The sequence below is a fragment of the Litchfieldella rifensis genome (genome assembly GCF_042646605.1).
GTDB classification, from domain to species: domain Bacteria; phylum Pseudomonadota; class Gammaproteobacteria; order Pseudomonadales; family Halomonadaceae; genus Litchfieldella; species Litchfieldella rifensis.
The window spans coordinates 141861-165505 of record NZ_JBHRUG010000037.1; the positions used below are offsets into that span (position 1 = coordinate 141861).

A 23645-nucleotide genomic window follows, 5' to 3' on the forward strand; every position below is an offset into this window, starting at 1 on the left:
ACGTCGCCGCTCTACCTATGGCAGCAATTCTAAGCGCCCATTTTATATCTGTTAAATGGATTATATGGATAACCCTTATCTATACTATGGATAAGCAGTCCATCGGGAGTCACATCATGCGCTATAGTCTGCGTCAATTGGAAGTCTTCGTCGCCGTCGCCCAGCACGAGAGCGTATCGCATGCCGCCCGTTCGCTGGCGTTGTCCCAGTCGGCGGCGAGCACCGCGCTGGCCGAGCTCGAGCGTCAGTTCGACTGCCAACTGCTCGACCGCATCGGCAAGCGACTCAAGCTCAACGCCCTGGGCTTCCAGATCCTGCCCAAGGCGGTGGCCCTGCTCGATCGCGCCGAGGAGATCGAGGAACTGCTGCGCGGCCAGCGCGGCATCGGCTCGCTCGATGTGGGTGCGACGCTGACCATTGGCAACTACCTGGCCACATTACTGATCAGTGACTTCATGCAGCGCCATCCCGATAGCCGGGTCCGCCTGCAGGTAAGAAATACCAGTGCCATCATAGAGCGCATCGTGCAACACGAACTCGACCTGGGTCTGATCGAAGGCGACTGCCAGCATGAGGATGTGGTCATGCAACCCTGGGTGGAGGACGAACTGGTGGTGTTCTGCTCACCGCACCACCCACTGGCCAATGCCGGGGAACTGGACATGGACCGCCTGCTGCGAGCCGACTGGATCATGCGCGAACCGGGATCGGGGACACGACTGACCCTGGAACACGCCACGCGCCATCGACGGGCACGCTTCAATACCCTCCTCGAACTGGAACATACCGAGGGCATCAAGCGTGCCGTGGAATCGGGGCTGGGTATCGGCTGCGTGTCGCGACTAGCGCTGCGCGACGCCTTCCGTCGCGGCAGCCTGGTGCCGATCCCCACCCCGGAGTTGGACCTGAGGCGCCAGTTCACCTTCATCTGGCACCGCCACAAGTACCTGACCACCGGCATCCGCGAGTTCCTGCGCCTGTGCCGCAAGATGACCGAGGGCATCACGCGTAGCGACGAGATCGACCTGCCCTATATTCCCTGACACCGGGAAGCCCGGCAATGGCCAGGCTTCGATAGGATCGGCAGTAGCATTCTTGGAGCCTATCGTCGCCGTCAGGCCGACTCGAGCCGCCTGGCCGATGGCTTCTCCCGCGCGGATGACACTGGCGCCGACAGTTGCGGTGAGAGGGACTCGTGCCGTTCGGCGAGGGTAAAGCCACCAACCGCTTCGGTCAGCCGATCCGCCTGGTCCTTGAGCTGTTCGGCCGCCGTGGTGGATTCCTCGACCAGCGCCGCATTCTGCTGGATCATGCGGTCGAGTTCGGAGACCGCGACATTGACCTGGCCGATGCCATCGCTCTGCTCGGCGGTGGCCGTGGTGATCTCGCCGAGGACGTCGGCGACCCGGGTAACACTGTCGACGATCTCGTCCATGGTGTCGCCGGCGGTGCGCACCAGGGCGGCCCCGTCTTCGGTCCTGGCCACCGAGGTATCGATCAGCGCCTTGATCTCGCGCGCGGCGTCGGCACTACGGCCGGCCAGTTGCCGTACCTCACCGGCGACCACCGCAAAGCCACGGCCCTGCTCACCGGCGCGCGCCGCTTCCACCGAAGCGTTCAGCGCCAGCAGATTGGTCTGAAAGGCGATGCCATCCATCACCGTGACGATCTCGGCGATCTGCCGCGAGGAGTCGGTGATGTCCTGCATCGTACTGACCACCCGGGAGACGACTTCGCCACCGCGTGTCGCGACGGCGGAGGCCGACTGGGAAAGCCTATCCGCCTGCCGGGACGATTCGGCGGTGTGTTCCACGGTGCTGGTGATCTCCTCCATCGAGGCCGAGGTCTGCTGCAGGCTGGAGGCGGCATTCTCGGTACGTCGCGACAGATCCTGGCCGCCGCTGGCGATCTCGGTGGCGGCGATGCGCACCGTCTCGCTGCTGTCGCGGATGGTCATCATCACCGCTTCCATCTTGGCCACGAAGCGGTTGAACGCTGACGCGATCTGCGCCACTTCATCGCTACCGTCTTCCGGCAGGCGACGGGTCAGGTCGCCGCTGCCACTGGCGATGTTCTCCAAGGCGTCGCGAGCTCGCACCAGACCGCCCAGGGAACGCTTGAGCCACAGACCGAGCAACACCGTAGCCATCCCCGCCGCCACCAACAGTGTGATCAGCGAGGAGTGGATGATCGCCCGCAATCCAGCGTTGGCCTCGTCTGCATCGAGTGCCACCCCCAGTTCCCAGTCGCTGCCCTCGATGGGCATGACGGCGAGTCGCTTGTCGTGCCCAGCGATGTCGACGGGTCGCCAGCCACCGTCGCTACCCAGCGCTGCGATCGCCTCCGGCGTCAGGTCGTCGCTCAGCCGCGTCACGGGCTCGAGGGTGAGAGCGGCGTCGGGGTGGGCAATCAGCGTTTCACCGCCGACACTCAGGAAGGCGAAACTCGAGGGCGTCGGCTGAATCGCCGCGACATCGGCAACGATGGTGTCGATGACCACATCGCCGCCGAGCACACCGACCAGCTTGCCGTCGCGTTCGACCGGCGTAGCGAAGGTCACTACGACGCGCCCCGTATTGGCATCCACATAGGGCATCGACACGATGCTGGCACCGCGCTCGGTGGCATCGAGATACCAGCCGCGCTGGCGCGGATCGTAATCGTCGGGGGGAACCCAGCCATCGGAGGTGGTCAGGCTGCCGTCGGGCTTGCCCAGGTAGGTCGAGAGAAAGCCTCCGGACTCGGCCAACTGGACCAACGCCGTGACGGGGGCATCCCTGGTCACCGGGGTACGCGCCGCTTCGATCATGCTGGTACGCGCGGTGATCCATTCACTGATCGCCAAGGCATGGCCTTGCGTCACGGAGGCAAGCTGCCGGGCCACCTGCTCGTCATTGTGCGACTTGACGGTGAGGTAGTTGGCCGCGCCACTGATGGCCAGGGCCAGAGCGACCACCACCACGGTGGCGATCAGGATTCGTATGCGCAGGGAAGAAGCCATGGGCGTGCTCGCTGATAGGGTGGTTTGCCAGAGAAGACGGCACGCGGGTGCCACGCGCCGCCACTGGTCGGTCCTATCGGCAATTGCGTCCCAGGCTTTAGTCGATGCGCGAGAGAGATCAGCGCAGGTCGCTGACGGCTTCCTGAATCTCGGCCTGGCTGGCCTTGGAAAGATCCTTGGGCAAGGTATGGATGATCAACTTGCCGGAGGGGGCATCGAGCTTGTCACGCAGGAGCCCCAGAAAACGCGGTGGCGCCACCAGAATCAACTTCTGCAAGTGGTTGTCGACGCGCGCTCGATAGACACGTTCGGCCACTTCCTTGGCAAACATCTCGGCATGGTGGTTGGAAGCAACATTCTCGCCGCCCGAGGCACGTGCGGTGGTGGCGGTCGACTCATGCACATCTCCGCGGCCATCCGTCACCAGGTCACCTTCATGCAAACGCCCTTCGGCATGCACCAGGCTGTCCTGCTCCACCAGTTGCAAGGCATCACGAGTGAAGACGCGCGCCCGGGCCGAATCCGCCACCACAATATAGGTCGTCATAGACTTACGCTCCTTGGGTTGCTGACACCGCGACACTTACCTTATCGAGATTGGCAAGGGTCGCGCGGGTGGTCAATATCGCCATCGGATGAGAGACCACTGCAGTTTTTCCGCCAACTGGGTTAGCATCGACTGCGCCGGCACGGAGGCCAGCGCAACCGGCCAGCACCGCGTGCGCCGATTCACTGGGAGGTCCCTATACATGCGTCAGTTCCTGTTTCCGCGTCGCCCTCTGCCGCGACGCACCCTATTGTTCTGTCACCTGGTCATCCAAGTCGGTCTGTTGGTCGCCGGCGGAGGCTGGCTGGCGAGCCGCACCCCCTGGCTGAGCTCGCAAGACTGGGCCAGCGCCTGGCCTGAGCTGGTCCTTGGTGGCAGTCTGCTGCTGTTGGCCATTGTCGCTACCCGGCTATTGGCCGAGCTATGGCTGTTGCCCCATCATCTGGCGGAGCAGCGTCCCGGGTTCGCCCCGAGCGCCGTAGTGACCCGTTCCTTCGATCGTCGGCCCGCGATCCACGATGAAGGCCACGCCTGGACCAGTGCCGCGCGCAGCGTGGATGCCGAGGATACGGTACTGGGCAGTGCCCGCGTCAGCCAGCCGGCGCCGTCGCGGCGCCGCGGCCTCGATGAGCCCACCCTGGATCTCGCCGCCAGCGGCACTCCCGAACCACCGGCTCGCCATGAACCACGACTGTAACGCTATCATGCAACGACGCCCCGGCCCTGAAGCCGAGGCGTCGTCTCTCGCCACGTCCGCCGATCAGTGACCGAGGATCTGACTGAGGAACAGCTGGGTGCGTTCCGACTGGGGGTGGTTGAAGAACGGCTCCGGGGCGTTTTCCTCGATGATCTGGCCCTGATCCATGAAGATCACCCGATCGGCCACGGTCTTGGCGAAGCCCATCTCATGGGTGACGCAGAGCATGGTCATGCCTTCCCGGGCCAACTCGACCATGACATCGAGCACTTCCTTGATCATCTCCGGGTCCAGCGCCGAGGTGGGCTCGTCGAACAGCATGACTTCCGGGTGCATGCATAGCGAGCGGGCGATCGCCACGCGCTGCTGCTGCCCGCCCGATAACTGCCCGGGGTACTTTTTCGCCTGCTCGGCGATCTGTACCCGTTCGAGATACTGCATGGCGCGTTGCTCGGCCTCGCGGCGCGGCTTCTTCTGCACCCACATCGGCGCCAGACAGCAATTTTCCAGCACCGTCAGATGCGGGAACAGGTTGAAGTGCTGAAACACCATGCCCACCCGCCGGCGAATCTGCTCGATGCGCTTGACGTCCTGGGTCAACGGCATGCCGCCGACCACGATCTCGCCCTGCTGGTGCTCTTCGAGGTGATTGATGCAACGAATCAGCGTCGACTTGCCCGAGCCCGACGGGCCACAGATGACGATGCGCTCGCCGCGCTGGACGGTAAGGTTGATATCGCGCAGGACGTGGAAATCCCCGTACCACTTGTTGACGTCGCGCATCTCGACCATCGAGGTCTCGGCGCTGGCCGCTGCGGTGGAAGCTTGTTCACTCATCATTGTTGTCCCTGTTGTTAGGTGCCGAGGCTCAGCGCTTGTGACCGGTATGTAGCTTGCGTTCGAGGTGCTGACTGTAACGCGACATGCTGAAACAGAAGATCCAGAACATGAATGCCGCGAACACATAGCCTTCCAGCGAGAATCCCAGCCAACGCGAATCCGACAGGGCCGCCTGAACGATGCCCAGCAGGTCGAACAGGCCGATGATCATCACCAGGGTGGTGTCCTTGAACAGCGAGATGAAGGTATTGACGATCCCCGGGATCATCATCTTCAATGCCTGCGGCAGGACGATCAGGCCCATGCGTTTCCAGTAACCCATGCCCAGTGCCGCGGCGGCTTCCTCCTGTCCCCGCGGGATCGCCTGCAACCCGCCGCGGACCACCTCGGCCATATAGGCGCTCTGGAACAGCGTGATGCCGATCAGGGCCCGAACCAGGCGATCGACACTGACCCCGGTGGGCATGAACAGCGGCAGCATCACCGAAGCCATGAACAGCACCGTGATCAACGGAACGCCACGCCAGAACTCGATGAATACCACACTGAAACTTCTGACGATGGGCATGTGCGAACGCCGTCCCAGCGCCAGCAGGACCCCGATCGGCAAGGCCCCCACCATGCCCACCACGGCCAGCACCAGGGTCAGCATCAGGCCGCCCCAGCGATGGGTTTCGACCATGCGTAGCCCGAAGTGGCCGCCATAGAGCAGGAAGTAGACGAATACCGGGAACACCACCAGGGTCGCCACCGCTACCCAGCGCTTGGACGGCAGCCGGGGGATCGCCAGCCAGGCGACCAATACTGCGAAAACAGCGAAGATCACGTTGACTCGCCAGATCTCGTCACGCGGATACAACCCGTAGATGAACTGGCCGATGCGGGCGTTGATGAACACCCAGCAGGCCCCTTCGCGCGAACAGTCTTCGCGACTGGTACCGATCCAGTCGGCATTGACGAACGCCCATTGAAGCGTCGGCACCAGCAGCAGATACAACAGATACAGGCCAAGCAGCGTAAAGGCGCCGTTGATCGGCCCGCTGAACAGATTGGCGCGCAGCCAGGCGATGGGGCCGATGGTACTGGACGGCGCCGGGCGCGCCTCGATCACTTTCCGATTATGAATCATCACCGGGCTCCTAACGTTCCACCAGCGCCATGCGGGCGTTGAACCAGTTCATGAACATCGACACCAGCAAGCTGATGGACAGATACACCGCCATGGTCATGGCAATGACCTCGATCGCCTGGCCGGTCTGGTTGAGCGTGGTACCCGCGAATACCGACACCAGGTCGGGGTAGCCGATGGCGGTGGCCAGCGAGGAGTTCTTGATCAGGTTCAAGTACTGGCTGGTCAACGGAGGGATGATCACGCGCATGGCCTGAGGAACGACCACCAGACGCAACACCAGCCCCTGGGGCAGGCTCAGCGCCTGGGCCGCTTCGGTCTGGCCATGGGAGATGGCCTGGATGCCGGAACGCACGATCTCGGCGATGAACGAGGCGGTATAGATCGACAGTGCCAGCCACAGCGCCAGGAACTCGGGAATCACGGTGATGCCGCCACGGAAGTTGAAGCCCCCCAGTTCCGGGATGTCCCAGGTCACCGGCACGCCGGTGGCGACCAGCACGCCAAAGGGCAAGCCAACGATCAGCCCCAGCGAGATCCACCCCGCCGGTAGCCGATGGCCGGTGGCTTCGTGGCGGCGCTTGTTCCAGATCATCAGCCCGATACTGGCGACGATGGCCACCGCCAGGGCCAGCGGGATCAGGCCGAAGCCGGACTCGAACAACGGCTGGGGCAGGTAGAGCCCGCGCACGTTGAGAAAGATCACTTCGCCGAAGGACAGGCTGTCGCGGGCACTCGGCATGGTCCGCAGCACGGCGAAGTACCAGAAGAAGATCTGCAGCAGCAACGGGATGTTGCGAAAGATCTCGATATAGCCATTGGCCAGGCGTGCGATCAACCAGTTGGGCGACAGCCGTGCGATGCCGACGATGAAGCCGATGATGGTCGCCGCCAGCACTCCCAGTCCCCCCACCAGCAGGGTATTGAGCAGCCCGACCACGAAGGTTCGGCCGTAGGTGCTTTGCGACGAATAGTCGATCAGGGTCTGGACGATGCCGAAGCCGGCGGTGTTGGAGAGAAAGCCGAAGCCGGTGGTGATACCGCGCGCCGCCAGGTTGGCCTGGGTGTTGCCGATGATGGTCAGCAGGAAGGCCGCGACACCCGCCACCAGGAGTAGCTGGAAGGCCAGGGCCCGCTTGGCGGGGTCGCGCCAGAACGGAGGTTTGGGGCCCTGGGCAGGGACCTTGGGTCTAGCAGACATGGGATGCGTCTCCGCCAGGAGTCAAACAGGATCGAAACGACCGCTCAGGGCCGGGATCATCCGGCCCTGAGCGTCGACATGCATGCTCCGGCCACGGCCGGAGCTCAGGCGAGACGCTTAGCGTACCGGCGGGGCGTACTGGATACCGCCGTTGCTCCACAACTCGTTGATGCCGCGTTCGATCTCGAGCGGGGAATCCATGCCCACGTTGCGATCGTAGATTTCGGCGTAGTTGCCGACCTGGCTGATGATGTTATAGGCCCAGTCGGCTTTCAGCCCCATGCCTTCCCCGAAGTTGCCGTCCTGGCCGAGCAAACGGGCGATGTTGGGGTTCTCGGAATTCAGCATGTCGTCGACATTGTCGCTGCTGATGCCCAGTTCCTCGGCATTGAGCATGGCGAACAGCGACCACTTGACGATGTTGAACCATTGGTCGTCGCCCTGGCGGACCACCGGCCCCAGCGGCTCCTTGGAGATCACTTCCGGCAGGATCACGGCACCGCTGGGATCGGACAACTGGATGCGCAGCGCGGCCAACTGGGAGGTATCGGAGGTCAGGACATCGCAACGACCGGCCTCGAAGCCACCGACGGTCTGCTCGGAGGTGTCGAAGACGATGGGCTCGAATTGCATCTCATTGGCACGGAAGTAATCGGCCACGTTGAGTTCGGTGGTGGTACCGGCCTGTATGCAGATCGCCGCGCCATCGAGCTCCTTCACGCTGCCGATGCCCAGGTCCTTGGAAACCATGAAGCCCTGACCGTCATAGAAGGTCACGCCGGCGAAGTTCAGGCCCAGCGTCGTATCGCGGGTAGCGGTCCAGGTGGTGTTGCGCGACAGCACGTCGACCTCGCCGGACTGCAGAGCGGTGAAGCGCTCCACGGCATTGAGCGGCACATAGCGCACCGCCTCGGCATCGCCGAACACCGCCGCCGCGACGGCGCGACAGACTTCGACGTCGATGCCCTGCCATTCCCCTTGGTCGTCCGGTGCCGAGAAGCCCGGCAAGCCGTCACTGACGCCACACTGCACCACACCGCGTTGCTGGGTATCTTCGAGGGTGGTGGCTTGCGCCGCGGCCGTCACGCCCAACGACAGGGCCGTGACAGCGGTCATCAGTACGAGCTTGTTGTTGTTGTACGACATGGATCGTTCCCTCAGATGTTATGAAGAATCATCGTGCATGCTTGGCGCATGTGCCATGCACCTTAGCAAAGAGTGTTCCATTCACGTCATATTGTGGCGATAACATTTATTCAACGCAGGAGAGGCAGCAAAAAGCCAGGATCTCGTCGCTGGTAGCGCTGATGTCGGCCTCCCCTGGGGACATATCGGGCTCCATTGCGGTACGATCGGCAGCCCGCTGCGCCGTAGTAGGGCGCAAGACACGCCAACGCCTCGCCACTTCGCAGAGGTGACGAGGCGTTGAGGAGTATCGGCGATCGCGATGCCGGCGGTGCGCCGGCTCAGTCCAGCAGACGACGCATGAAGGGCGGCAATGCCAGGGCGCCACGGTGGGCTTCTGCGGTGTAGTAGTCGAGCGCCAGGTCGGCCTTGGCGGCATCGGCTTCACGGAAGCGAGTCACGTCGCAGCCCTTGCCGGCGAGCGTCGCACTCCACCAACCGGAGGGATAGACCGGCTGCGGAAACGGCAGGGTCGCCACGCTGGAAAAGCCGGCCTCGATCATGTCGTCACGCAATTCGCGGATGATGGTGCCGGTGTGATAGAGCGGCGATTCGCTCTGCTGCACCAGCAGTCCGCCATCCTTGAGAATACGATGGCAACGCTTGAGGAAGTCGGTCTTGAACAGCCCTTCCGCCGGCCCCACCGGATCGGTGGAATCGATGATCATCAGGTCGACACTGGCATCGTCGGCCCCGTCGACCCATTCCACGCCATCGGCGAACAGCAGCTCGGCGCGCGGGTCGTCATTGGCAGCGGTCAGCGCCGGAAAGAAGCGCTTGGCCGCCTTGGTGACTTCCTCGTCGATGTCGATCTGGGTGACATGCTCGACACCGGAATGCTTGAGCACCTCGCGCAGGGTGCCGCAGTCGCCACCACCGATGATCACCACGCGCTTGGGGTCGGCATGCGTGAACAGCGCCGGGTGCGCCATCATTTCGTGGTAGAGGAAATTGTCGCGGTCGGTGAGCATCACACAGCCATCGAGCACCATCAGGTTGCCGTATGTCTCGGTGGCATAGACCTCGAGGTGTTGATAGGGGCTGTGCACGTCGAGCAGCTTCCCGGTCACCTTGAGAGAGAAGGCGCTGCCGTGACCGTCGAAGACTTCGGTGAACCAGCCCGCGTCGAGAGACTTGGTCATCATGGACCCTCGTATGTCATGAATGGAGGCGCCTTGTCGGCGGCCGCGCAACATAGCCTAAGACCGGCCGCGAATAAAGCCCTTGCGCAGCCCCTGCAACAACAGCAGCGCACACCCGGCCCCCAGGGCATTGGCAAGCATATCCCAGCCATCGCCGCCGCTGCGCTCCGGCACCAGCATCTGCGCGTATTCGATGACGACGCCGTAGAGCGCCACGCTGGCGAAGGCGGCCCACAGACGCATCCCGGCCAGCCCCACCAGGCCGGCCAGGCCGCCATAGCCGACGAAGTGGTTGAGCTTGTCCCAGGGCAGCCCCGTGGGCATCTCGCTGCCCGGGGTCAGGCTGCTGATGGCGATCGCCAGCGCCGCCAGCAACGCCAGCACGGCCCACAGGCGGCGGCGATCGTGCCAGTGCCGCAGCCAGCCCGTCTCAGTCATGCCGGATCTCGCGATGATAGCCCGGGCTGAGCTCATGCAGGGCATCCAGGAAGGCGGTGACATGCGCGGGCTCGGTGAACTGGCTGATACCGTGCCCCAGGTTGAACACATGCCCCGGTCCCTCGCCATAGCTGTCGAGGACGCGCGCCACCTCGGCATGAATCGCCGAGGGCTTGGCGAACAACACATTGGGATCGAGATTGCCCTGCAGCGCCACACGATGACCGACCCGGGCCCGCGCGTCGGCAAGCTCGGTGGTCCAGTCGAGCCCCACGGCATCGGCACCGGTGCCGGCGATATGCTCCAGCCACTGGCCACCGTTCTTGGTGAACAGGATTACCGGCACCCGGCGTCCCTCGTGCTCACGGATCAGGCCGGCGACGATCTGCTCCATGTAGCGCAGCGAGAACTCCAGGTAGGCCGGCGTCGACAGTGCCCCGCCCCACGTATCGAAGATCTGTACCGCCTGGGCGCCGGCGCGAATCTGGGCATTGAGGTAGTCGGTGACCGCCTGGGCCAACAGATCGAGCAACCGGTGCATGGCATCCGGTGTGTCGTAGAGCATGGTCTTCACATGGCGGAAGTCCTTGCTCGAGGCGCCCTCGACCATATAGGTGGCCAGAGTCCAGGGGCTGCCGGAGAAGCCGATCAACGGCACGCGGCCATTCAATTCGCCACGAATGGTACGCACGGCGTTCATCACGTAGTCGAGATCGCGCTCGGCGTCCGGCGCCGCCAGCCTGGCGACATCCTCGACGCTGCGCACCGGCTTGTGGAACTTGGGCCCCTCGCCGGTCTCGAAATACAATCCCAGCCCCATGGCATCGGGGATGGTCAGGATATCCGAGAACAGGATGGCGGCATCCAACGGGTAGCGCTCGAGCGGCTGCAGGGTGACCTCACAGGCCAGCTCGGCGTTGCGGCACAGATCCATAAAGCTGCCCGCCTGGCCACGCACCTCACGATATTCCGGCAAATAACGGCCCGCCTGGCGCATCATCCACACCGGGGTACGGTCTACCGGTTGGCGCGCCAGGGCACGCAAAAAGCGATCGTTCTTGAGTTCCATGGTCGACTCAGCACTTGCGAATTTTCCCGCATTGTACCCAAACATGTCGGCGACGGCTTGATTCCCGGCGACGTCTGCCCCATTTATTGGCATTATTCATCGACCATCCGAGGCGCCGTGAGCGTCGGCGACGATCCTGCTAGAATGGCCGCTCCACTCGCCGGCACCGCCGTCGTCTATCATCGAGGTTCCCTGTGACGATTCGATTCATCGCCGCCTCCAAGCTGCCCACGCCCTGGGCGACCTTCACCATGCATGGCTTCGAGGACGAGGCCACCGGCAAGGACCATATCGCCCTGACGCTGGGTGATATCGCCGACGGCGAGCCGGTGCTGGGGCGGGTGCACTCGGAGTGCCTGACCGGCGATGCGCTGTTCTCGATGCGCTGCGACTGCGGCTACCAGCTCCAGGAGGCTCTGAAGCGTATCGCCGACGAGGGTCGCGGGGTGTTGCTGTATCTGCGCCAGGAAGGGCGCGGTATCGGGCTGCTCAACAAGATCCGCGCCTACCACCTGCAGGACCAGGGTGCCGATACCGTGGAGGCCAATGAACGCCTGGGCTTCGGCGCCGACCTGCGCCGCTACGACCTGTGCGTGCCGATGCTCGAGCACCTTGGCGTGGCCTCGCTGAGGCTGATGACCAACAACCCGCGCAAGGTCGATGCCCTGACCCGCGACGGTGTCACTGTGGCCGAGCGGCTTCCGATCACCACGGGCCTCAACCCTCATAATGAGCAGTACCTGGCCACCAAGGCCGGCAAGCTCGGCCACATGATGGTGCTCGGCGACTTCACCCAGGCCTCCGACATCGATATCGAGCGCAAGCCCTGACCCACGGAACCAGCGGACCGGTTGGCGGGTCTACCAAGTCATGGAGAACGTAGCATGACGGATCGCGCCCCCCTCGACGAACCCCCCTACAGCCTTCGCGAAGAGCTGCTGCACAGCATCAGCCATGGTGTCGGTGCGGCACTGAGTCTGGCCGGCATGGCGACCTTGATCGTGCTGGCCAGCGTGGCGGCGCACGTCGATCCCTGGAAGATCGTCGGCGTCAGCCTCTACGGCACCAGCCTGCTCCTGCTCTACACCGCCTCCACGCTCTACCACGGCGTCCGCCACCCGAGGCTCAAGCGTGCGTTTCAGATGCTCGATCACTGCGCCATCTACGCGCTGATCGCCGGCACCTACACGCCCTTTCTACTGGTCAACCTGCGCGGCTCGCTGGGCTGGACGCTGTTTGCGGTGGTCTGGGGCCTGGCCCTGGGCGGCATCGTGCTCAAGCTGATCTGGCCGCATCGCTTCGGCGTGCTGCGGATCAGCGTCTATCTGGTGATGGGATGGCTCGTGGTGCTGGCCTTCGGTGAGTTGAGTGCGGTCTTGACGCCCACCAGCCTGGCGCTGTTGATCGCCGGAGGTGTCACTTACTCGCTGGGCGTGATCGTCTTCGTACTCAGGGCCATCCCTTACAACCACGCCATCTGGCATGGTTTCGTACTGGGCGGCAGCACCTGCCATTACTTCGCGGTGTTCACCGCCGTATTGCCCTATCCCGCCTGACGCCGCCCGTCACGTCGTCTCGCCTGCCCCTACCCTCTCTCGATGATAGCCGTCCGAGCGGAAAACGCGGCCGCCCTGATAGAGGCGGGTTATTATCGCCATTGATACTATTGCTTGGCTAATAATTAGCAAGTGAATAAAAATGACCTCATCACTCGACATGAGGCATTCATCATGAAAATCCAGACTCGCGTAGCCACCCTGCTGTTCGCCGCACTGCCCATCGTGGCTCATGCCGGCATCGCCTCCGAAAGGGCGCTTCAGATCAACCAGGCCGCGCCGACAGTCTCTGCCGCCAACGCCGGGTCGGCCACCCCGGATGCCGTGCCCGATTACCGCTACGACGGTGCCAGTGCGGCCATGGTCGACGCCCGGCAGCAGTTGATCGTCGAGGGCGAGCCTCGCACCCGGTTCCCCGAGAACCGCGACGAAGCACAACCGAGCCGGCAAGCCACCGGCAATTCGTGACCCTTGACGCCGACCGACATAGGCCCCACCCAGTGGGGCCTTGTCGTGATTGGCAGGCACGAGAGGCGTGCCGGTGATTCCCCGAATATCATGACGGGTACCGTACCGGCGTGATACCGGTCACGCTCGGGTGGCCATGCCTAGGCGGCTTGTCGTTCGCGTGTCTTCTTGATCAGCTCGTAGGCGTTGCTGATCTCGCTGGTCCGCTCCTTGGCCACTTCCCGCATGCTCTCGGGCAACCCCTTGCCGGCCAGCTTGTCAGGATGGTTCTGACTCATCAGGCGGCGATAGGCGCGCTTGATCTCGGCATCGCTGGCATGGGCATCGACACCCAGCACTCGATAGGCATCTTCCAGCGATTGCCCGGAAGCGGCTCCCGGCGCCTGAGCACCGCCGCCACGCAGCATGGCTTCGATCTGCTCGATTTCCGCCTCCGAACAGCCCAGGCCACGCGCCACCCGCACCAGCATCTCATGCTCGGCGGGATGCAACACTCCATCGGCGGCGATCGCCGACAGCTGTACCTGCAGGAACACCTGCAGTAACGCGCGCTGGCCCCCAGCGATACGGCGGACAATGGCCAGCTCCGCGTCCAGATCGAAGTCGGGCGCCTTGCCACGGTTGAACGCCGCCTTGGCTCGCTCACGCTGCTCGGCGTTCAGCTGCAGGCGTTCCCATAGCTGCTTGGAAACCTCCAACTCGTCCTGAGTGACCTGGCCATCCGCCTTGCATAAGCAACCCATCACCGCAAAGGTGGAATCCAGGAACTGCGCCTGTATCCCGGCCAGTTTTCCCAGCACACTCTTGCGCAACAGGCGCCGGACACCCCAATAGGCGAGAGCAGCCCCGATCAGCATGCCCAGCGGGCCACCGATCATGTATCCCAGCACTGCCCCCATCACTGTCGCTATCAACATGGTCTTCCCACCGTAACAATGTGTGACGTGGTTTAACGCCCTCGGTCGAGGCGCTGGCGAATCGCCGCTTCGATGCCGTCGGCATTCAGGCCGCACTCGGCGAGCAGCTCGGCCGGCTTGCCGTGCTCGACGAAGGCGTCGGGCAGGCCCAGGTTGAGCACCGCCGCCTGTACGCCCTGTGCCGCCAGCAGCTCGTTCACGGCACTGCCCGCACCGCCGGCGACCACGTTCTCCTCCAGCGTCACCAGCAACTCGTGGTCGCGGGCGGCGGCCAGGACGGCGTCGCGGTCCAGCGGCTTGATCGAGCGCATGTTGAGGTGCGTCGCCTCCAGACGTTCGGCGACCTCGGCCGCCGGCGTATTGAGGCTGCCGAAGGCCAGCAGAGCGACTCCTCGGCCTTCCCGCCTGATTTCCGCCTTGCCGATCGCGATCGGCTCGAGCGAATCGGGAATGGCTACCCCGGGCCCTTTGCCACGCGGGTAGCGCACCGCCGCCGGGCCAGGATGCCGATAGGCGGCACTGAGCATGGCGCGGCATTCCGCCTCATCGGCCGGCGCCAACACCACCAGTCCCGGCACACAGCGCAGGTACGACAGGTCGAAGGCACCATGATGGGTGGGGCCGTCCTCACCGACCAGGCCGGCACGGTCGATGGCGAAGGTCACGTCGAGCCCCTGCACCGCCACGTCATGGATGAGCTGGTCGTAGCCGCGCTGCAGGAACGTCGAGTAGATCGCCACCACCGGCTTCATGGCCTCGCAGGCCATGCCGGCGGCCAGCGTCACCGCGTGCTGTTCGGCGATGGCCACATCGTAGTAGCGCTCGGGGTATTCCTGCGAGAAACGAATCAGGTCCGAGCCCTCGCGCATCGCCGGGGTGATGCCGATCAACCGCTCGTCCTCCGCCGCCATGTCGCAGACCCAGTCGCCGAAGACGTTGCAATACTTGCGCGGCTTCGGGCGCACTGCAGAGTCGTTGCGTGGTTTGGCCGTGGAGGTCTCGACCTGGGGGGGCGGCGAGGGCTCCTTCTCCAGCTTGGTGATGGCGTGGTAGCCGATGGGGTCGGACTCGGCGGGCTGGAAACCACGCCCCTTGCGCGTCTTGACGTGCAGGAACTGGGGGCCGTCCAGGTCGCGCATGTTGCGCAGCGTATGCACCAGCGTCGGCAGGTCGTGGCCGTCGATGGGGCCGATATAGTTGAAGCCCATTTCCTCGAACAGCGTGGCCGGGCTGATCATGCCCTTCATGTGCTCTTCGGTGCGTTTGGCAAACTCCAGGGCACCGGGCAGGTGCGAAAGCACCTTCTTGCTGTTCTCGCGCATCACGGTATAGGGCTTGCTGGCGAGGATCCGCGCCAGATAGCTGGCCATGCCGCCGACGTTCTCGGAGATCGACATCTCGTTGTCGTTCAAGATCACCAGCAGGTTGGCGTGCACGTGGCCGGCATGCGCCAGGGCCTCGAAGGCCATGCCGGCGGTCAGGGCACCGTCGCCGATCACCGCGCAGACCCGGCGCTTCTCGCCCCGGGTACGCGCCGCCAGCGCCATGCCCAACGCCGCCGAGATCGAGGTGCTGGAATGGCCGACGCCGAAGGTGTCGTATTCCGATTCGGCCCGCCGTGGAAAAGCCGCCGGGCCACCGTACTGGCGAATGTGCAGCATCGCCTCACGGCGACCGGTGAGGATCTTGTGCGGATAGGCCTGGTGGCCCACGTCCCACGCCAGTCGATCGTAGGGCGTCTCCAGGGCATGGTGCAGGGCCACGGTCAGTTCCACCACGCCCAGACCGGCACCGAAGTGCCCGCCACTACAGCCCACGCTGTAGAGCAGATAGGCACGCAGCTCGTCGGCGAGCTGCAACAGCTGGCCCTGGCTCATGGCCCGCAGCGCGGCGGGTGTCTCCAAGGTGTCGAGCAGCGGTGTTGCTGGGCGCTCGGCGGGTATTTCGTCGAACAGCTTCATGAAGGCATCAGTCTTTTCAGTGGTCGCGCTCGATCATGTACCGAGCCAGATCGGCCAGCGGCGTGGCGCCCTCACCCAAGGGAGCAAGGGCTGCCAGCGCATCATGCAGCAGCCCAAGTGCCTTGGCACGAGCACCATCGAGGCCGAGCAGGGCCGGATAAGTAGGCTTGTCGCGTGCGGCATCGGCTCCCGAGGCCTTGCCGAGCGTGACGGTATCGCCGGTGACATCGAGAATGTCGTCCTGAATCTGGAACGCCAGGCCGATGGCCTGCGCATAGTCCTCGAGCGCCGCGAGACGCGGGTCATCCTCAGCCACGGCGACCAGGGCCCCCAGGCGCACCGCGGCACGGATCAGCGCGCCGGTCTTGTGGCGGTGCATCATTGCCAGGGACTCGGCATCGGGGTGACCGCCGACCGCCGCCAGGTCCAGCGCCTGGCCGGCAGCCATGCCATCGCGGCCGGAGGCGGCGGCCAGGGTGCGGATCAAGGCCGCAAGGCGCGGAGTCTCGGCAGACGACAGCACCTCGAAGGCCAGCGTCTGCAACGCATCGCCGGCGAGTATCGCCGTCGCCTCGTCGAAGGCCCTGTGCACCGTGGGTTGGCCACGACGCAGGTCATCGTCGTCCATCGCCGGCAAGTCGTCGTGAACCAGTGAATAGGCATGGATCAGTTCCACCGCGGCGGCCGGCGCATCCAGGCTATCGACGCTCGCCCCCAGCACCCGTCCCGTGGCATACACCAGCACCGGACGCAAGCGCTTGCCACCCCCCAGCACGCCGTGACGCATCGCCGCCTCGAGACGCGGCGCCGCCGGCAAACGCTCGCTGAACAGGCGCGCCAGCCAGGCATCGATGCGCGCCCGGTCACTCGCCAGTCGCGCTTCCAGAGACGCTAGCTCAGCGTTCACCGGCATCTCCCGTCCCGGAATCCGCGAAGGGCATGTCACCCAGGGTGCCATCCGGTTGCTCGACCAGGGCGCGCACCTTGAGCTCGGCCTCGTCGAGGCGGCGTTGGGCGTCGCGGGTCAGATTGACCCCTTGTTCGAATGCCGCCAGCGAGTCCTCCAGCGACAGCTCGCCGGATTCGAGCCGGTTCACCAGTGCTTCCAGCCGTTCGAGGGTGGCTGCGAAATCCTGGGGTGCCTCACGTTCGGATAACGTGGTGTCCTTGTCAGCCATGGTGCATCTCGCTCATCATGCGGGTCGTTCGAGAGTCAGCATCGAGGTCCCGTGCCAGGTCAGAAATCGAGGCCACAGTATACACGCTCTCCCCCGGGGGTCGTCTGCCCCGAATGGCGGTCACTTGCAAGGCGTTCATTCTTGCGGCGCAGCATTTTCATCTTGCCTCGGCGCCGAGTTGCGGCCCGGTTGTGCTAGGATAGTGGCCCTGTTGTGCCCCAGGCGTCACACGCCATTGCCTCCCGGCAGCCCCTTCACGCTCTCATCCGCGGGCCGCTGCTCATGACATCGGTAGGCCAACAGGCTAAAAATCATACTGATAGCAAGCGGCTCATGCCGCAGAAAGGGTTGATTCGACCATGGCCAAAACGTCCCTGGACAAGAGCAAGATCAAGATCCTGCTGCTCGAGGGCGTCCACCAGAGTGCGGTGGACAACTTTCTGAACGCCGGTTACACCAACATCGAGCACCTGGCGACCTCACTGGATGAAGCGACGCTGGTCGACAAGATCCGCGACGTGCACTTCCTCGGCATTCGTTCGCGCACCCAGCTGACCCAGCGCGTGTTCGACGCCGCCGAGAAGCTCGTCGCCGTGGGCTGCTTCTGCATCGGCACCAACCAGGTCGATCTGGGCGCGGCGCTCGAACGCGGCATCCCGGTGTTCAACGCACCGTATTCCAACACCCGCTCGGTGGCGGAGCTGGTACTCGCCGAGGCGATCATGCTGCTGCGCGGCATTCCCGAGAAGAGCGCACGCGCCCACCAGGGTGGTTGGCTGAAGTCGGCCAAGAACGCCCACGAGGCCCGTGGCAAGACGCTGGGCATCGTCGGCTATGGCAACATCGGTGCGCAGCTCTCGGTGCTGGCCGAATCGCTGGGTCTCGATGTCATCTACTACGACGTGGTCACCAAACTGGGCATGGGCAACGCGCGCCAGGTCGCCAGCCTCGAGGAACTGCTGGCGCGTGCCGACGTGGTCAGCCTGCACGTGCCCGAAGTGCCCTCCACCAAGTGGATGATCGGCAAGGAGCAGATCGCGCTGATGAAGCAGGGCGGCATCCTGATCAACGCCTCCCGCGGCAGCGTGGTGGTGATCGAGGAACTGGCCGAGGCGCTGAAGAGCGGCAGGCTGCTGGGCGCGGCCATCGACGTGTTCCCGGTGGAGCCCAAGGGCAACAGCGAGGAGTTCGTCAGCCCACTGCGCGGGCTGGAGAACGTCATCCTCACCCCGCACATCGGCGGCTCGACCCTGGAAGCCCAGGAGAACATCGGCGTCGAAGTCTCGGAGAAGCTGATCACCTACTCCGACAACGGCACCACCATCACCTCGGTCAACTTCCCCGAAGTGGCACTGCCGGCGCATCCGGACAAGCACCGCCTGCTGCACATCCACGACAACGTGCCCGGCGTGCTGTCCGAGATCAACCACGTACTCTCGGAGAACGACATCAACATCTCCGGCCAGTACCTGCAGACCAACGAGCGGGTCGGCTACGTGGTGATCGACGTCGACAAGGCCTATGGTCGCCAGGCGCTGGAAGCCCTCAAGCATGTCGAGCATACCCTGCGCGTGCGGGTACTCTACTCCGAGACCAACTACGAGGAGTGACGCCTCGGGGGGCTCCGTAGCCCTCGGCACCCTGCCGAGGGCTACAATTCCAGGTCCCAGTGCTGACCGACGAGATCCTTGCCGAACGAGTGGTGCGGCTCTTCCTCGGCTAGCCTGAAGCCAGCCGTCTGGTAGATGCGACGCGCCGATACCAGGACATCGTTGGTCCATAGCGTTAGCCTTCGATAACCCTTGGCGCGGGCGAAACGGATGCATTCCTCGACTAACCGTTTACCGATCCCCAATCCGCGTGCCGAAGGTTCGACATATAACAGGCGCAGCTTCGCGACGTCGTCGGATTGCCGGACGACGAATACCGAGCCGACGATCGCCCCTTCACGCTCGGCAATCCAAGACCGCTCGTACTGAGGGTCAAAGCGCTTGACGAACTGCCCCAGGATCTCCGCGATGAGCGCCTCGTAGGTTTCATCCCACCCATACTCATGGGCATACAGGATGGCCTGCCGATGGATGATCCAGCCGATATCCCCGGGTTGATGCGGACGCAGCAGATAGGGTTCGGTTGGCGGGGGCGAACCGCCCAAAAGTCGCTGTATCTGTTGCATCGCCACGACCAACGCCTGCCGTTCGCTGATCGACAAGGGAACGAGCAGCGCCGCTATTTGATCGTGCGATGCTTGATCGAGAGGCTGGAAGGTCTTTCGCCCTTGGGGAGTCAGAGCCAGTTCCGACTGGCGTGCATCGGCTGCGCTGGGCGTGCGCGTCAGAAAGCCCTGTGTTTCGAACTTCTTCAGCAACCGGCTGAGGTATCCCGCATCGAGCCCTAGATCGCGACGCAGTTGGGTAGCGGTCAAATGTTCACGATGGGCGAGCTCATATAGTACCCGGACTTCGGTCAAGGAGAACTCGCTCTTGAGTAAGCCTTCTTCGAGCAACCCGATTTGCCGGGTATAGAATCGGTTGAACCCTCTGACGGCGTCGATCTGCTCGTTCGCTACGGATGTGATTTGTGTCATCGGCTGCCTCTCTCGGCTTGAGTCAATTATTTATTTGACTAAGTCAAATATAGGCAGCATTACTTTCCCAACACAAGTGACACAGATGCACGAACCACATGTTAGCGGTAGAATTCCCGCCACGATTTCACCCGGTCCGTCCTTTGCGAGGACGACTGCCAGGAGACAGACATGACATCATTCGACGATTCCCCACGAATCGTGGTCGCGGCGTTGTACAAGTTCGTCACGCTCGACGACTTTGAGGCCCTGCGCGAGCCATTGCGCCAGACCATGCTCGCCAACGACGTCAAGGGCACCCTGTTGCTGGCCGAGGAAGGCATCAACGGCACCGTGGCCGGCAGCCGGGAAGGCATCGATGCGCTACTGGCCTGGCTGCAGGCGGATCCGCGCCTCACCGATATCGATCACAAGGAATCGTATTGCGATGTTCCCCCCTTCTATCGCACCAAGGTCAAGCTGAAGAAGGAGATCGTCAGCCTTGGCGTGGCGGGCGTCGATCCCAATCGCCGGGTCGGGACCTACGTCGAGCCGCGCGACTGGAACGATCTGGTCGCAGACCCGGAAGTGCTGGTGATCGACACCCGCAATGACTACGAGGTCGCCATCGGCACCTTCGAGGGCGCCATCGACCCGAAGACCAAGTCGTTCCGCGAGTTCCCCGAGTACGTGAAGGCCCACTACGATCCTGTCAGGCACAAGAAGGTGGCGATGTTCTGCACCGGCGGCATTCGCTGCGAGAAGGCCTCGAGCTTCATGCTGGGAGAAGGCTTCGAGGAGGTCTACCACCTCAAGGGGGGAGTCCTCAGGTACCTGGAAGAGGTGCCCGAGAAAGCGTCGCTGTGGCGCGGCGAGTGCTTCGTATTCGACAACCGGGTCACGGTGCGCCACGACCTCAGCGAAGGCGAGTACGAACAATGTCACGCCTGTCGCATGCCGATCTCCACCGAGGACCAGCGCTCTTCCCGCTACGAGCCCGGCGTGAGCTGTCCCCACTGCTGGGACTCGCTGCCCGAGAAGACCCGCGCCGGTGCCCGCGAGCGCCAGAAGCAGATCGAACTGGCCAAGGCCCGCAACGAGCCCCATCCGATCGGTCGCGATCCCAGGCAGATGAAGGAACGGGCCGAAGGCTGAAGAGGCGATCTTGCGCCTGACAAAAAGCCGCCGCCTGCGTATCGACGCGGCGGCTTTTTTCATGGTAATGATTAACGTCCAAACAATTTCCTGCCTGGCAATGCTTTTGTAGCAGCATCGTTCCAACGTGGCAGCGTTTTCGAGGTTATCGGCATGCCAACCGGACTGGCGTACCTGATCGTGGTGCTGGTATGGGCCACCACACCCCTGGCCATCAAATGGAGCGCCGAAGCCGGCGCCCCGGTGGGCAGCGTGTGGCTGCGCATGGCAATCGCTGCCGTGCTCGGCCTGATGATCCTCAAGGCCCTGGGCGGACGCCTGCGCTGGCACCGCCGGGCGCTGGCCAGCTATGCGGCGGCGGTACCGGGGGTATTCGGCGCCATGTCGTTGAGCTATCACGCCTCCCAGACGCTGCCCTCCGGCCTGATCTCGGTGATGTTCGGCCTGGCTCCCCTGGTCTCGGGCATCATCCTGCAGTGTCTGCCCGGCGCGGTGAAGCTCAAGCGCTGGCACTGGCTGGGTTGCACCCTGGGGGTGGTGGGTCTGGCCGTGATCTTCGCCGACTCGCTGTCCGCCGGTACCCAACAGCTCGGGGCCCTGGCGATGATGATCTTGGCAGTGACCCTGTTCAGTGGCAGCGGTATCGCCGTGCAACGTGTGGCCGCGGGCCTTCAGCCGCTAAACCAGACCGTCGGTGCCTTGCTTCTCAGCATGCCGTGCTTTGCCCTGCTGTGGTTCGGCAGCGGTGAGCCGCTGCACGTGCCCCTTACCACTCGCGGGCTGTGGTCGGTGCTGTATCTGGGATTGTTCGGTTCGTTGCTGGGCTTTCTGTGCTACTACCTGATCCTGTCACGGCTGTCCGCCGCCACCGTGGCCCTGGTCACCCTGATCACCCCTGTACTGGCGCTGAGCCTGGGCATGGGACTGAACGGCGAACGCCCCAGTCCGTCGATGATCGTCGGCGCCGCCTTGATCCTGGTCGCGTTGGGTGCCTACCTGTTCGGTGACCGGCTGGCACGCCTGGCCCCACGAGCGGTGATCGACTAAAGAGAGACAATCATCATGCGAATCTCGCGGACGCGACAACCCCGAGCCACGGGTCGGCAACCCGAGCGCCTCTATAGCGACAAGGATATCGAAGGCAAACTCGTGCTGTTGATCTATTCGGGGCGACACGAGAAGGCCGAGCCACTGTTCGCCGAGGCGCGCAAACTGCTGCCAGGGGTCGACGCGGCCCAGCTCAACCGCGTGGCATACCGCCTGGCCTTGCAATTGAAGGAAAACGGCATCGCCTGGTAGTCACGTTTCAGAAGCAGGTCGGCATCATCGCCAGTACCTGCAGCTTGTCATCGACCAGCGCGATGCTCCGCCACTTGTCGAAGGTAAGGCAGGGGTGAGAGGCACCAAACGCCACGATATCGCCGACCCTCACCTCCGAGTTTCGGCTCTCCGTTGCCTCCTCGGGCAGCCGTAGGAAGGCGTGCTGGTCCATCAACCTGGCGACTTTCCACCCCCTGACGGATAGCGTGTGCTCGGCGCTGCCACCTTCCCGGTAGCGACGCAATGGCTCGGGCAGATGGTCGAAACCGATGTCACGCTTGCCCAGGGCGACGATGGCGAGTCCCGGCTCGGGCAGCGACTGCACCTGGGCGAAGACTTCCAGTGCCGGCAGCAGCCCCCGCTCCAGATCCGGGCGGCGCCCCAGCACGCCGCGCTGGGCCTGACGATAGATGCCATGATCGTGAACCACGTAGCAGCCGGGACGCAGCACCGGCACGAAGTGCTCGCCCAGATGCGCCTCGTGGAAGATCCCGGCGACCAAGTCATACCAGGCCGAGCCGGAGGCGGTGATGAGAGGTGTCGGCGACTCGATCAGGCCGTCGTGGTCCAGCGCCTGGGCGACCTCCACCAGATGCCACGCATAACGGCGAATCGCTGTCTCGGGGTTGTCGCCATGCACCACCCCCTCGTAGCCTTCCAGGCCCGCCAGCACCAGGGCCGGGGCGCTGTCGATCAGTTCCGCCAGCGCCAGGACCTGATCATGATCGCGACAGCCGCAACGGCCACCCTCCACGCCCAACTCGATCAGCACCTGCAAGCGAAGGTCTCGTGCCGCGAAGTAGTGCCCCAGTTGGCGCACATTGGCCACACTGTCCACCACGCAGTAGAAGTCGGCGCCGGCCTCGATCAGGTCGGCGACGATCGCCATATTGGCCTCACCGACCACCTGGTTGGCCATCAACAGGTGCCGCACGCCATGGGCGAAGGCGGCTCGGCACTGCGGCGCTGTGGCCAGGGTGATGCCCCAGGCCCCGGCGTCGAGCTGACGCTGGAACAGTGCCGGCGTCATGGTGGTCTTGCCATGCGGCGCCAGCCGCGCGCCATGGTCGGTGGCGAAGCGCTGCATCCATTCCAGGTTGTGTGACAGCGGCGCCTCGAACACTACCGCCGCCGGCAGGCTGACGCCCGACAGCAGATCGGGACTCGTCTCGATGGTGCCCTTGTCGCAGCCCCAAGGAGCCGACGCGGCCTGTACCTCACTCATATCCACCTCCTGTACACCCCTGAACCACCGTCGTGCACCGCCGACCGCCG

The 23645-nt window shown here is 64.0% G+C and carries 24 protein-coding genes; 9 read left to right on the forward strand and 15 right to left on the reverse strand.

The genetic code is table 11. The features are described 5' to 3' along the window. Window positions 1–116 precede the first annotated feature (116 nt). A complete protein-coding gene (locus ACFOEV_RS18985; RefSeq protein ID WP_386776465.1) occupies window positions 117–1043 on the forward strand; it encodes a LysR family transcriptional regulator in 927 nt (308 codons plus the stop codon). A gap of 71 nt (window positions 1044–1114) precedes the next feature. On the opposite strand, the gene ACFOEV_RS18990 is transcribed toward ACFOEV_RS18985, so the two are convergent. Both ACFOEV_RS18990 and ACFOEV_RS18995 read right to left on the reverse strand, forming a co-directional pair. After that, window positions 1115–3001 carry a methyl-accepting chemotaxis protein gene (locus ACFOEV_RS18990; RefSeq protein ID WP_386776466.1) on the reverse strand — a complete coding sequence of 629 codons (1887 nt, stop codon included), beginning with the start codon at window positions 2999–3001 and terminating at the stop codon, window positions 1115–1117. Window positions 3002–3119: 118 nt separating this feature from the next. After that, window positions 3120–3548, reverse strand: a complete 429-nt coding sequence (locus ACFOEV_RS18995) for a host attachment protein (RefSeq protein WP_386776467.1) — start codon at window positions 3546–3548, stop codon at window positions 3120–3122. Window positions 3549–3750: 202 nt separating this feature from the next. Here ACFOEV_RS18995 and ACFOEV_RS19000 point away from each other — a divergent pair, with 202 nt between their 5' ends. Beyond that, entirely contained in the window at window positions 3751–4245 is a 495-nt protein-coding gene (locus ACFOEV_RS19000; protein WP_386776468.1) for a hypothetical protein, read from the forward strand. A gap of 63 nt (window positions 4246–4308) precedes the next feature. Here ACFOEV_RS19000 and ACFOEV_RS19005 read toward each other — a convergent pair whose 3' ends face one another. The 7 genes from ACFOEV_RS19005 to hemE all read right to left on the reverse strand — a co-directional run bounded on the left by ACFOEV_RS19005 (window position 4309) and on the right by hemE (window position 11249). Continuing rightward, window positions 4309–5037 (reverse strand): amino acid ABC transporter ATP-binding protein, encoded by a 729-nt coding sequence (locus ACFOEV_RS19005; protein WP_386776508.1) that lies wholly within the window; start codon window positions 5035–5037, stop codon window positions 4309–4311. A gap of 76 nt (window positions 5038–5113) precedes the next feature. After that, window positions 5114–6214, reverse strand: a complete 1101-nt coding sequence (locus ACFOEV_RS19010) for an amino acid ABC transporter permease (protein WP_386776469.1) — start codon at window positions 6212–6214, stop codon at window positions 5114–5116. Window positions 6215–6224: 10 nt separating this feature from the next. Further along, window positions 6225–7415 (reverse strand): amino acid ABC transporter permease, encoded by a 1191-nt coding sequence (locus ACFOEV_RS19015; protein WP_386776470.1) that lies wholly within the window; start codon window positions 7413–7415, stop codon window positions 6225–6227. 117 nt (window positions 7416–7532) lie between these two features. Then, window positions 7533–8561: an amino acid ABC transporter substrate-binding protein gene (locus ACFOEV_RS19020; protein WP_386776471.1), complete on the reverse strand. Its 1029-nt coding sequence runs from the start codon at window positions 8559–8561 to the stop codon at window positions 7533–7535. 320 nt (window positions 8562–8881) lie between these two features. Next, window positions 8882–9742 (reverse strand): polyamine aminopropyltransferase, encoded by an 861-nt coding sequence (gene speE, locus ACFOEV_RS19025; protein WP_386776509.1) that lies wholly within the window; start codon window positions 9740–9742, stop codon window positions 8882–8884. A gap of 57 nt (window positions 9743–9799) precedes the next feature. After that, the gene (locus tag ACFOEV_RS19030; protein ID WP_386776472.1) at window positions 9800–10180 is read right to left on the reverse strand and encodes a VanZ family protein; all 381 of its coding nucleotides are present in this window, start codon (window positions 10178–10180) and stop codon (window positions 9800–9802) included. Further along, window positions 10173–11249 (reverse strand): uroporphyrinogen decarboxylase, encoded by a 1077-nt coding sequence (gene hemE / locus ACFOEV_RS19035; protein WP_386776473.1) that lies wholly within the window; start codon window positions 11247–11249, stop codon window positions 10173–10175. The genes ACFOEV_RS19030 and hemE overlap by 8 nt, the downstream gene beginning before the upstream one ends. Window positions 11250–11443: 194 nt before the next feature. Between hemE and ribA the strand changes: the two genes are divergently transcribed. The 3 genes from ribA to ACFOEV_RS19050 all read left to right on the forward strand — a co-directional run bounded on the left by ribA (window position 11444) and on the right by ACFOEV_RS19050 (window position 13273). Continuing rightward, window positions 11444–12079 carry a GTP cyclohydrolase II gene (gene ribA / locus ACFOEV_RS19040; RefSeq protein WP_386776474.1) on the forward strand — a complete coding sequence of 212 codons (636 nt, stop codon included), beginning with the start codon at window positions 11444–11446 and terminating at the stop codon, window positions 12077–12079. A 54-nt stretch (window positions 12080–12133) separates the two neighbouring features. Continuing rightward, on the forward strand, window positions 12134–12805 hold the full coding sequence (gene trhA, locus ACFOEV_RS19045) for a PAQR family membrane homeostasis protein TrhA (RefSeq protein ID WP_386776475.1): 672 nt from the start codon (window positions 12134–12136) through the stop codon (window positions 12803–12805). A 174-nt stretch (window positions 12806–12979) separates the two neighbouring features. After that, a complete protein-coding gene (locus ACFOEV_RS19050; RefSeq protein ID WP_386776476.1) occupies window positions 12980–13273 on the forward strand; it encodes a hypothetical protein in 294 nt (97 codons plus the stop codon). A 140-nt stretch (window positions 13274–13413) separates the two neighbouring features. Here the strand turns inward: ACFOEV_RS19050 and djlA are convergent, their stop codons facing one another. The 4 genes from djlA to ACFOEV_RS19070 are packed head-to-tail and all read right to left on the reverse strand — an operon-like array spanning window position 13414 to window position 17329. Further along, window positions 13414–14190: a co-chaperone DjlA gene (djlA, locus tag ACFOEV_RS19055; protein ID WP_386776477.1), complete on the reverse strand. Its 777-nt coding sequence runs from the start codon at window positions 14188–14190 to the stop codon at window positions 13414–13416. Window positions 14191–14222: 32 nt separating this feature from the next. Next, window positions 14223–16151, reverse strand: coding sequence for a 1-deoxy-D-xylulose-5-phosphate synthase (dxs, locus tag ACFOEV_RS19060; protein WP_386776478.1), 1929 nt, complete (start codon window positions 16149–16151; stop codon window positions 14223–14225). A 16-nt stretch (window positions 16152–16167) separates the two neighbouring features. Then, the gene (gene ispA / locus ACFOEV_RS19065; protein WP_386776479.1) at window positions 16168–17058 is read right to left on the reverse strand and encodes a (2E,6E)-farnesyl diphosphate synthase; all 891 of its coding nucleotides are present in this window, start codon (window positions 17056–17058) and stop codon (window positions 16168–16170) included. Further along, the gene (locus tag ACFOEV_RS19070; protein ID WP_386776480.1) at window positions 17048–17329 is read right to left on the reverse strand and encodes an exodeoxyribonuclease VII small subunit; all 282 of its coding nucleotides are present in this window, start codon (window positions 17327–17329) and stop codon (window positions 17048–17050) included. The genes ispA and ACFOEV_RS19070 overlap by 11 nt, the downstream gene beginning before the upstream one ends. A 359-nt stretch (window positions 17330–17688) precedes the next feature. Between ACFOEV_RS19070 and serA the strand changes: the two genes are divergently transcribed. Next, window positions 17689–18939: a phosphoglycerate dehydrogenase gene (serA, locus tag ACFOEV_RS19075; RefSeq protein ID WP_386776481.1), complete on the forward strand. Its 1251-nt coding sequence runs from the start codon at window positions 17689–17691 to the stop codon at window positions 18937–18939. A 41-nt stretch (window positions 18940–18980) separates the two neighbouring features. On the opposite strand, the gene ACFOEV_RS19080 is transcribed toward serA, so the two are convergent. Then, complete coding sequence (locus ACFOEV_RS19080) at window positions 18981–19799, reverse strand: bifunctional helix-turn-helix transcriptional regulator/GNAT family N-acetyltransferase (protein ID WP_386776482.1); 819 nt, start codon at window positions 19797–19799, stop codon at window positions 18981–18983. 288 nt (window positions 19800–20087) lie between these two features. Here ACFOEV_RS19080 and trhO point away from each other — a divergent pair, with 288 nt between their 5' ends. From trhO to ACFOEV_RS19095, 3 genes are all read left to right on the forward strand, one after another. Then, window positions 20088–21050, forward strand: a complete 963-nt coding sequence (trhO, locus tag ACFOEV_RS19085; protein WP_386776483.1) for an oxygen-dependent tRNA uridine(34) hydroxylase TrhO — start codon at window positions 20088–20090, stop codon at window positions 21048–21050. Window positions 21051–21203: 153 nt separating this feature from the next. Continuing rightward, entirely contained in the window at window positions 21204–22097 is an 894-nt protein-coding gene (locus tag ACFOEV_RS19090) for a DMT family transporter (RefSeq protein ID WP_386776484.1), read from the forward strand. A gap of 15 nt (window positions 22098–22112) precedes the next feature. Beyond that, window positions 22113–22349: a hypothetical protein gene (locus ACFOEV_RS19095; RefSeq protein ID WP_386776485.1), complete on the forward strand. Its 237-nt coding sequence runs from the start codon at window positions 22113–22115 to the stop codon at window positions 22347–22349. A gap of 7 nt (window positions 22350–22356) precedes the next feature. Here ACFOEV_RS19095 and ACFOEV_RS19100 read toward each other — a convergent pair whose 3' ends face one another. Then, entirely contained in the window at window positions 22357–23595 is a 1239-nt protein-coding gene (locus tag ACFOEV_RS19100; RefSeq protein WP_386776486.1) for an amino acid deaminase, read from the reverse strand. Between the last annotated feature and the right edge of the window lie 50 nt (window positions 23596–23645).

Coding starts and splice junctions, on each gene's coding strand:
- ACFOEV_RS18985 (WP_386776465.1), top strand. CDS start 117: ATGCGCTATAGTCTGCGTCAATTGGAAGTCTTCGTCGCCGTCGCCCAG.
- ACFOEV_RS18990 (WP_386776466.1), bottom strand. CDS start 3,001: ATGGCTTCTTCCCTGCGCATACGAATCCTGATCGCCACCGTGGTGGTG.
- ACFOEV_RS18995 (WP_386776467.1), bottom strand. CDS start 3,548: ATGACGACCTATATTGTGGTGGCGGATTCGGCCCGGGCGCGCGTCTTC.
- ACFOEV_RS19000 (WP_386776468.1), top strand. CDS start 3,751: ATGCGTCAGTTCCTGTTTCCGCGTCGCCCTCTGCCGCGACGCACCCTA.
- ACFOEV_RS19005 (WP_386776508.1), bottom strand. CDS start 5,037: ATGGTCGAGATGCGCGACGTCAACAAGTGGTACGGGGATTTCCACGTC.
- ACFOEV_RS19010 (WP_386776469.1), bottom strand. CDS start 6,214: ATGATTCATAATCGGAAAGTGATCGAGGCGCGCCCGGCGCCGTCCAGT.
- ACFOEV_RS19015 (WP_386776470.1), bottom strand. CDS start 7,415: ATGTCTGCTAGACCCAAGGTCCCTGCCCAGGGCCCCAAACCTCCGTTC.
- ACFOEV_RS19020 (WP_386776471.1), bottom strand. CDS start 8,561: ATGTCGTACAACAACAACAAGCTCGTACTGATGACCGCTGTCACGGCC.
- speE (WP_386776509.1), bottom strand. CDS start 9,742: ATGACCAAGTCTCTCGACGCGGGCTGGTTCACCGAAGTCTTCGACGGT.
- ACFOEV_RS19030 (WP_386776472.1), bottom strand. CDS start 10,180: ATGACTGAGACGGGCTGGCTGCGGCACTGGCACGATCGCCGCCGCCTG.
- hemE (WP_386776473.1), bottom strand. CDS start 11,249: ATGGAACTCAAGAACGATCGCTTTTTGCGTGCCCTGGCGCGCCAACCG.
- trhA (WP_386776475.1), top strand. CDS start 12,134: ATGACGGATCGCGCCCCCCTCGACGAACCCCCCTACAGCCTTCGCGAA.
- ACFOEV_RS19050 (WP_386776476.1), top strand. CDS start 12,980: ATGAAAATCCAGACTCGCGTAGCCACCCTGCTGTTCGCCGCACTGCCC.
- djlA (WP_386776477.1), bottom strand. CDS start 14,190: ATGTTGATAGCGACAGTGATGGGGGCAGTGCTGGGATACATGATCGGT.
- dxs (WP_386776478.1), bottom strand. CDS start 16,151: ATGAAGCTGTTCGACGAAATACCCGCCGAGCGCCCAGCAACACCGCTG.
- ACFOEV_RS19070 (WP_386776480.1), bottom strand. CDS start 17,329: ATGGCTGACAAGGACACCACGTTATCCGAACGTGAGGCACCCCAGGAT.
- serA (WP_386776481.1), top strand. CDS start 17,689: ATGGCCAAAACGTCCCTGGACAAGAGCAAGATCAAGATCCTGCTGCTC.
- trhO (WP_386776483.1), top strand. CDS start 20,088: ATGACATCATTCGACGATTCCCCACGAATCGTGGTCGCGGCGTTGTAC.
- ACFOEV_RS19090 (WP_386776484.1), top strand. CDS start 21,204: ATGCCAACCGGACTGGCGTACCTGATCGTGGTGCTGGTATGGGCCACC.
- ACFOEV_RS19095 (WP_386776485.1), top strand. CDS start 22,113: ATGCGAATCTCGCGGACGCGACAACCCCGAGCCACGGGTCGGCAACCC.
- ACFOEV_RS19100 (WP_386776486.1), bottom strand. CDS start 23,595: ATGAGTGAGGTACAGGCCGCGTCGGCTCCTTGGGGCTGCGACAAGGGC.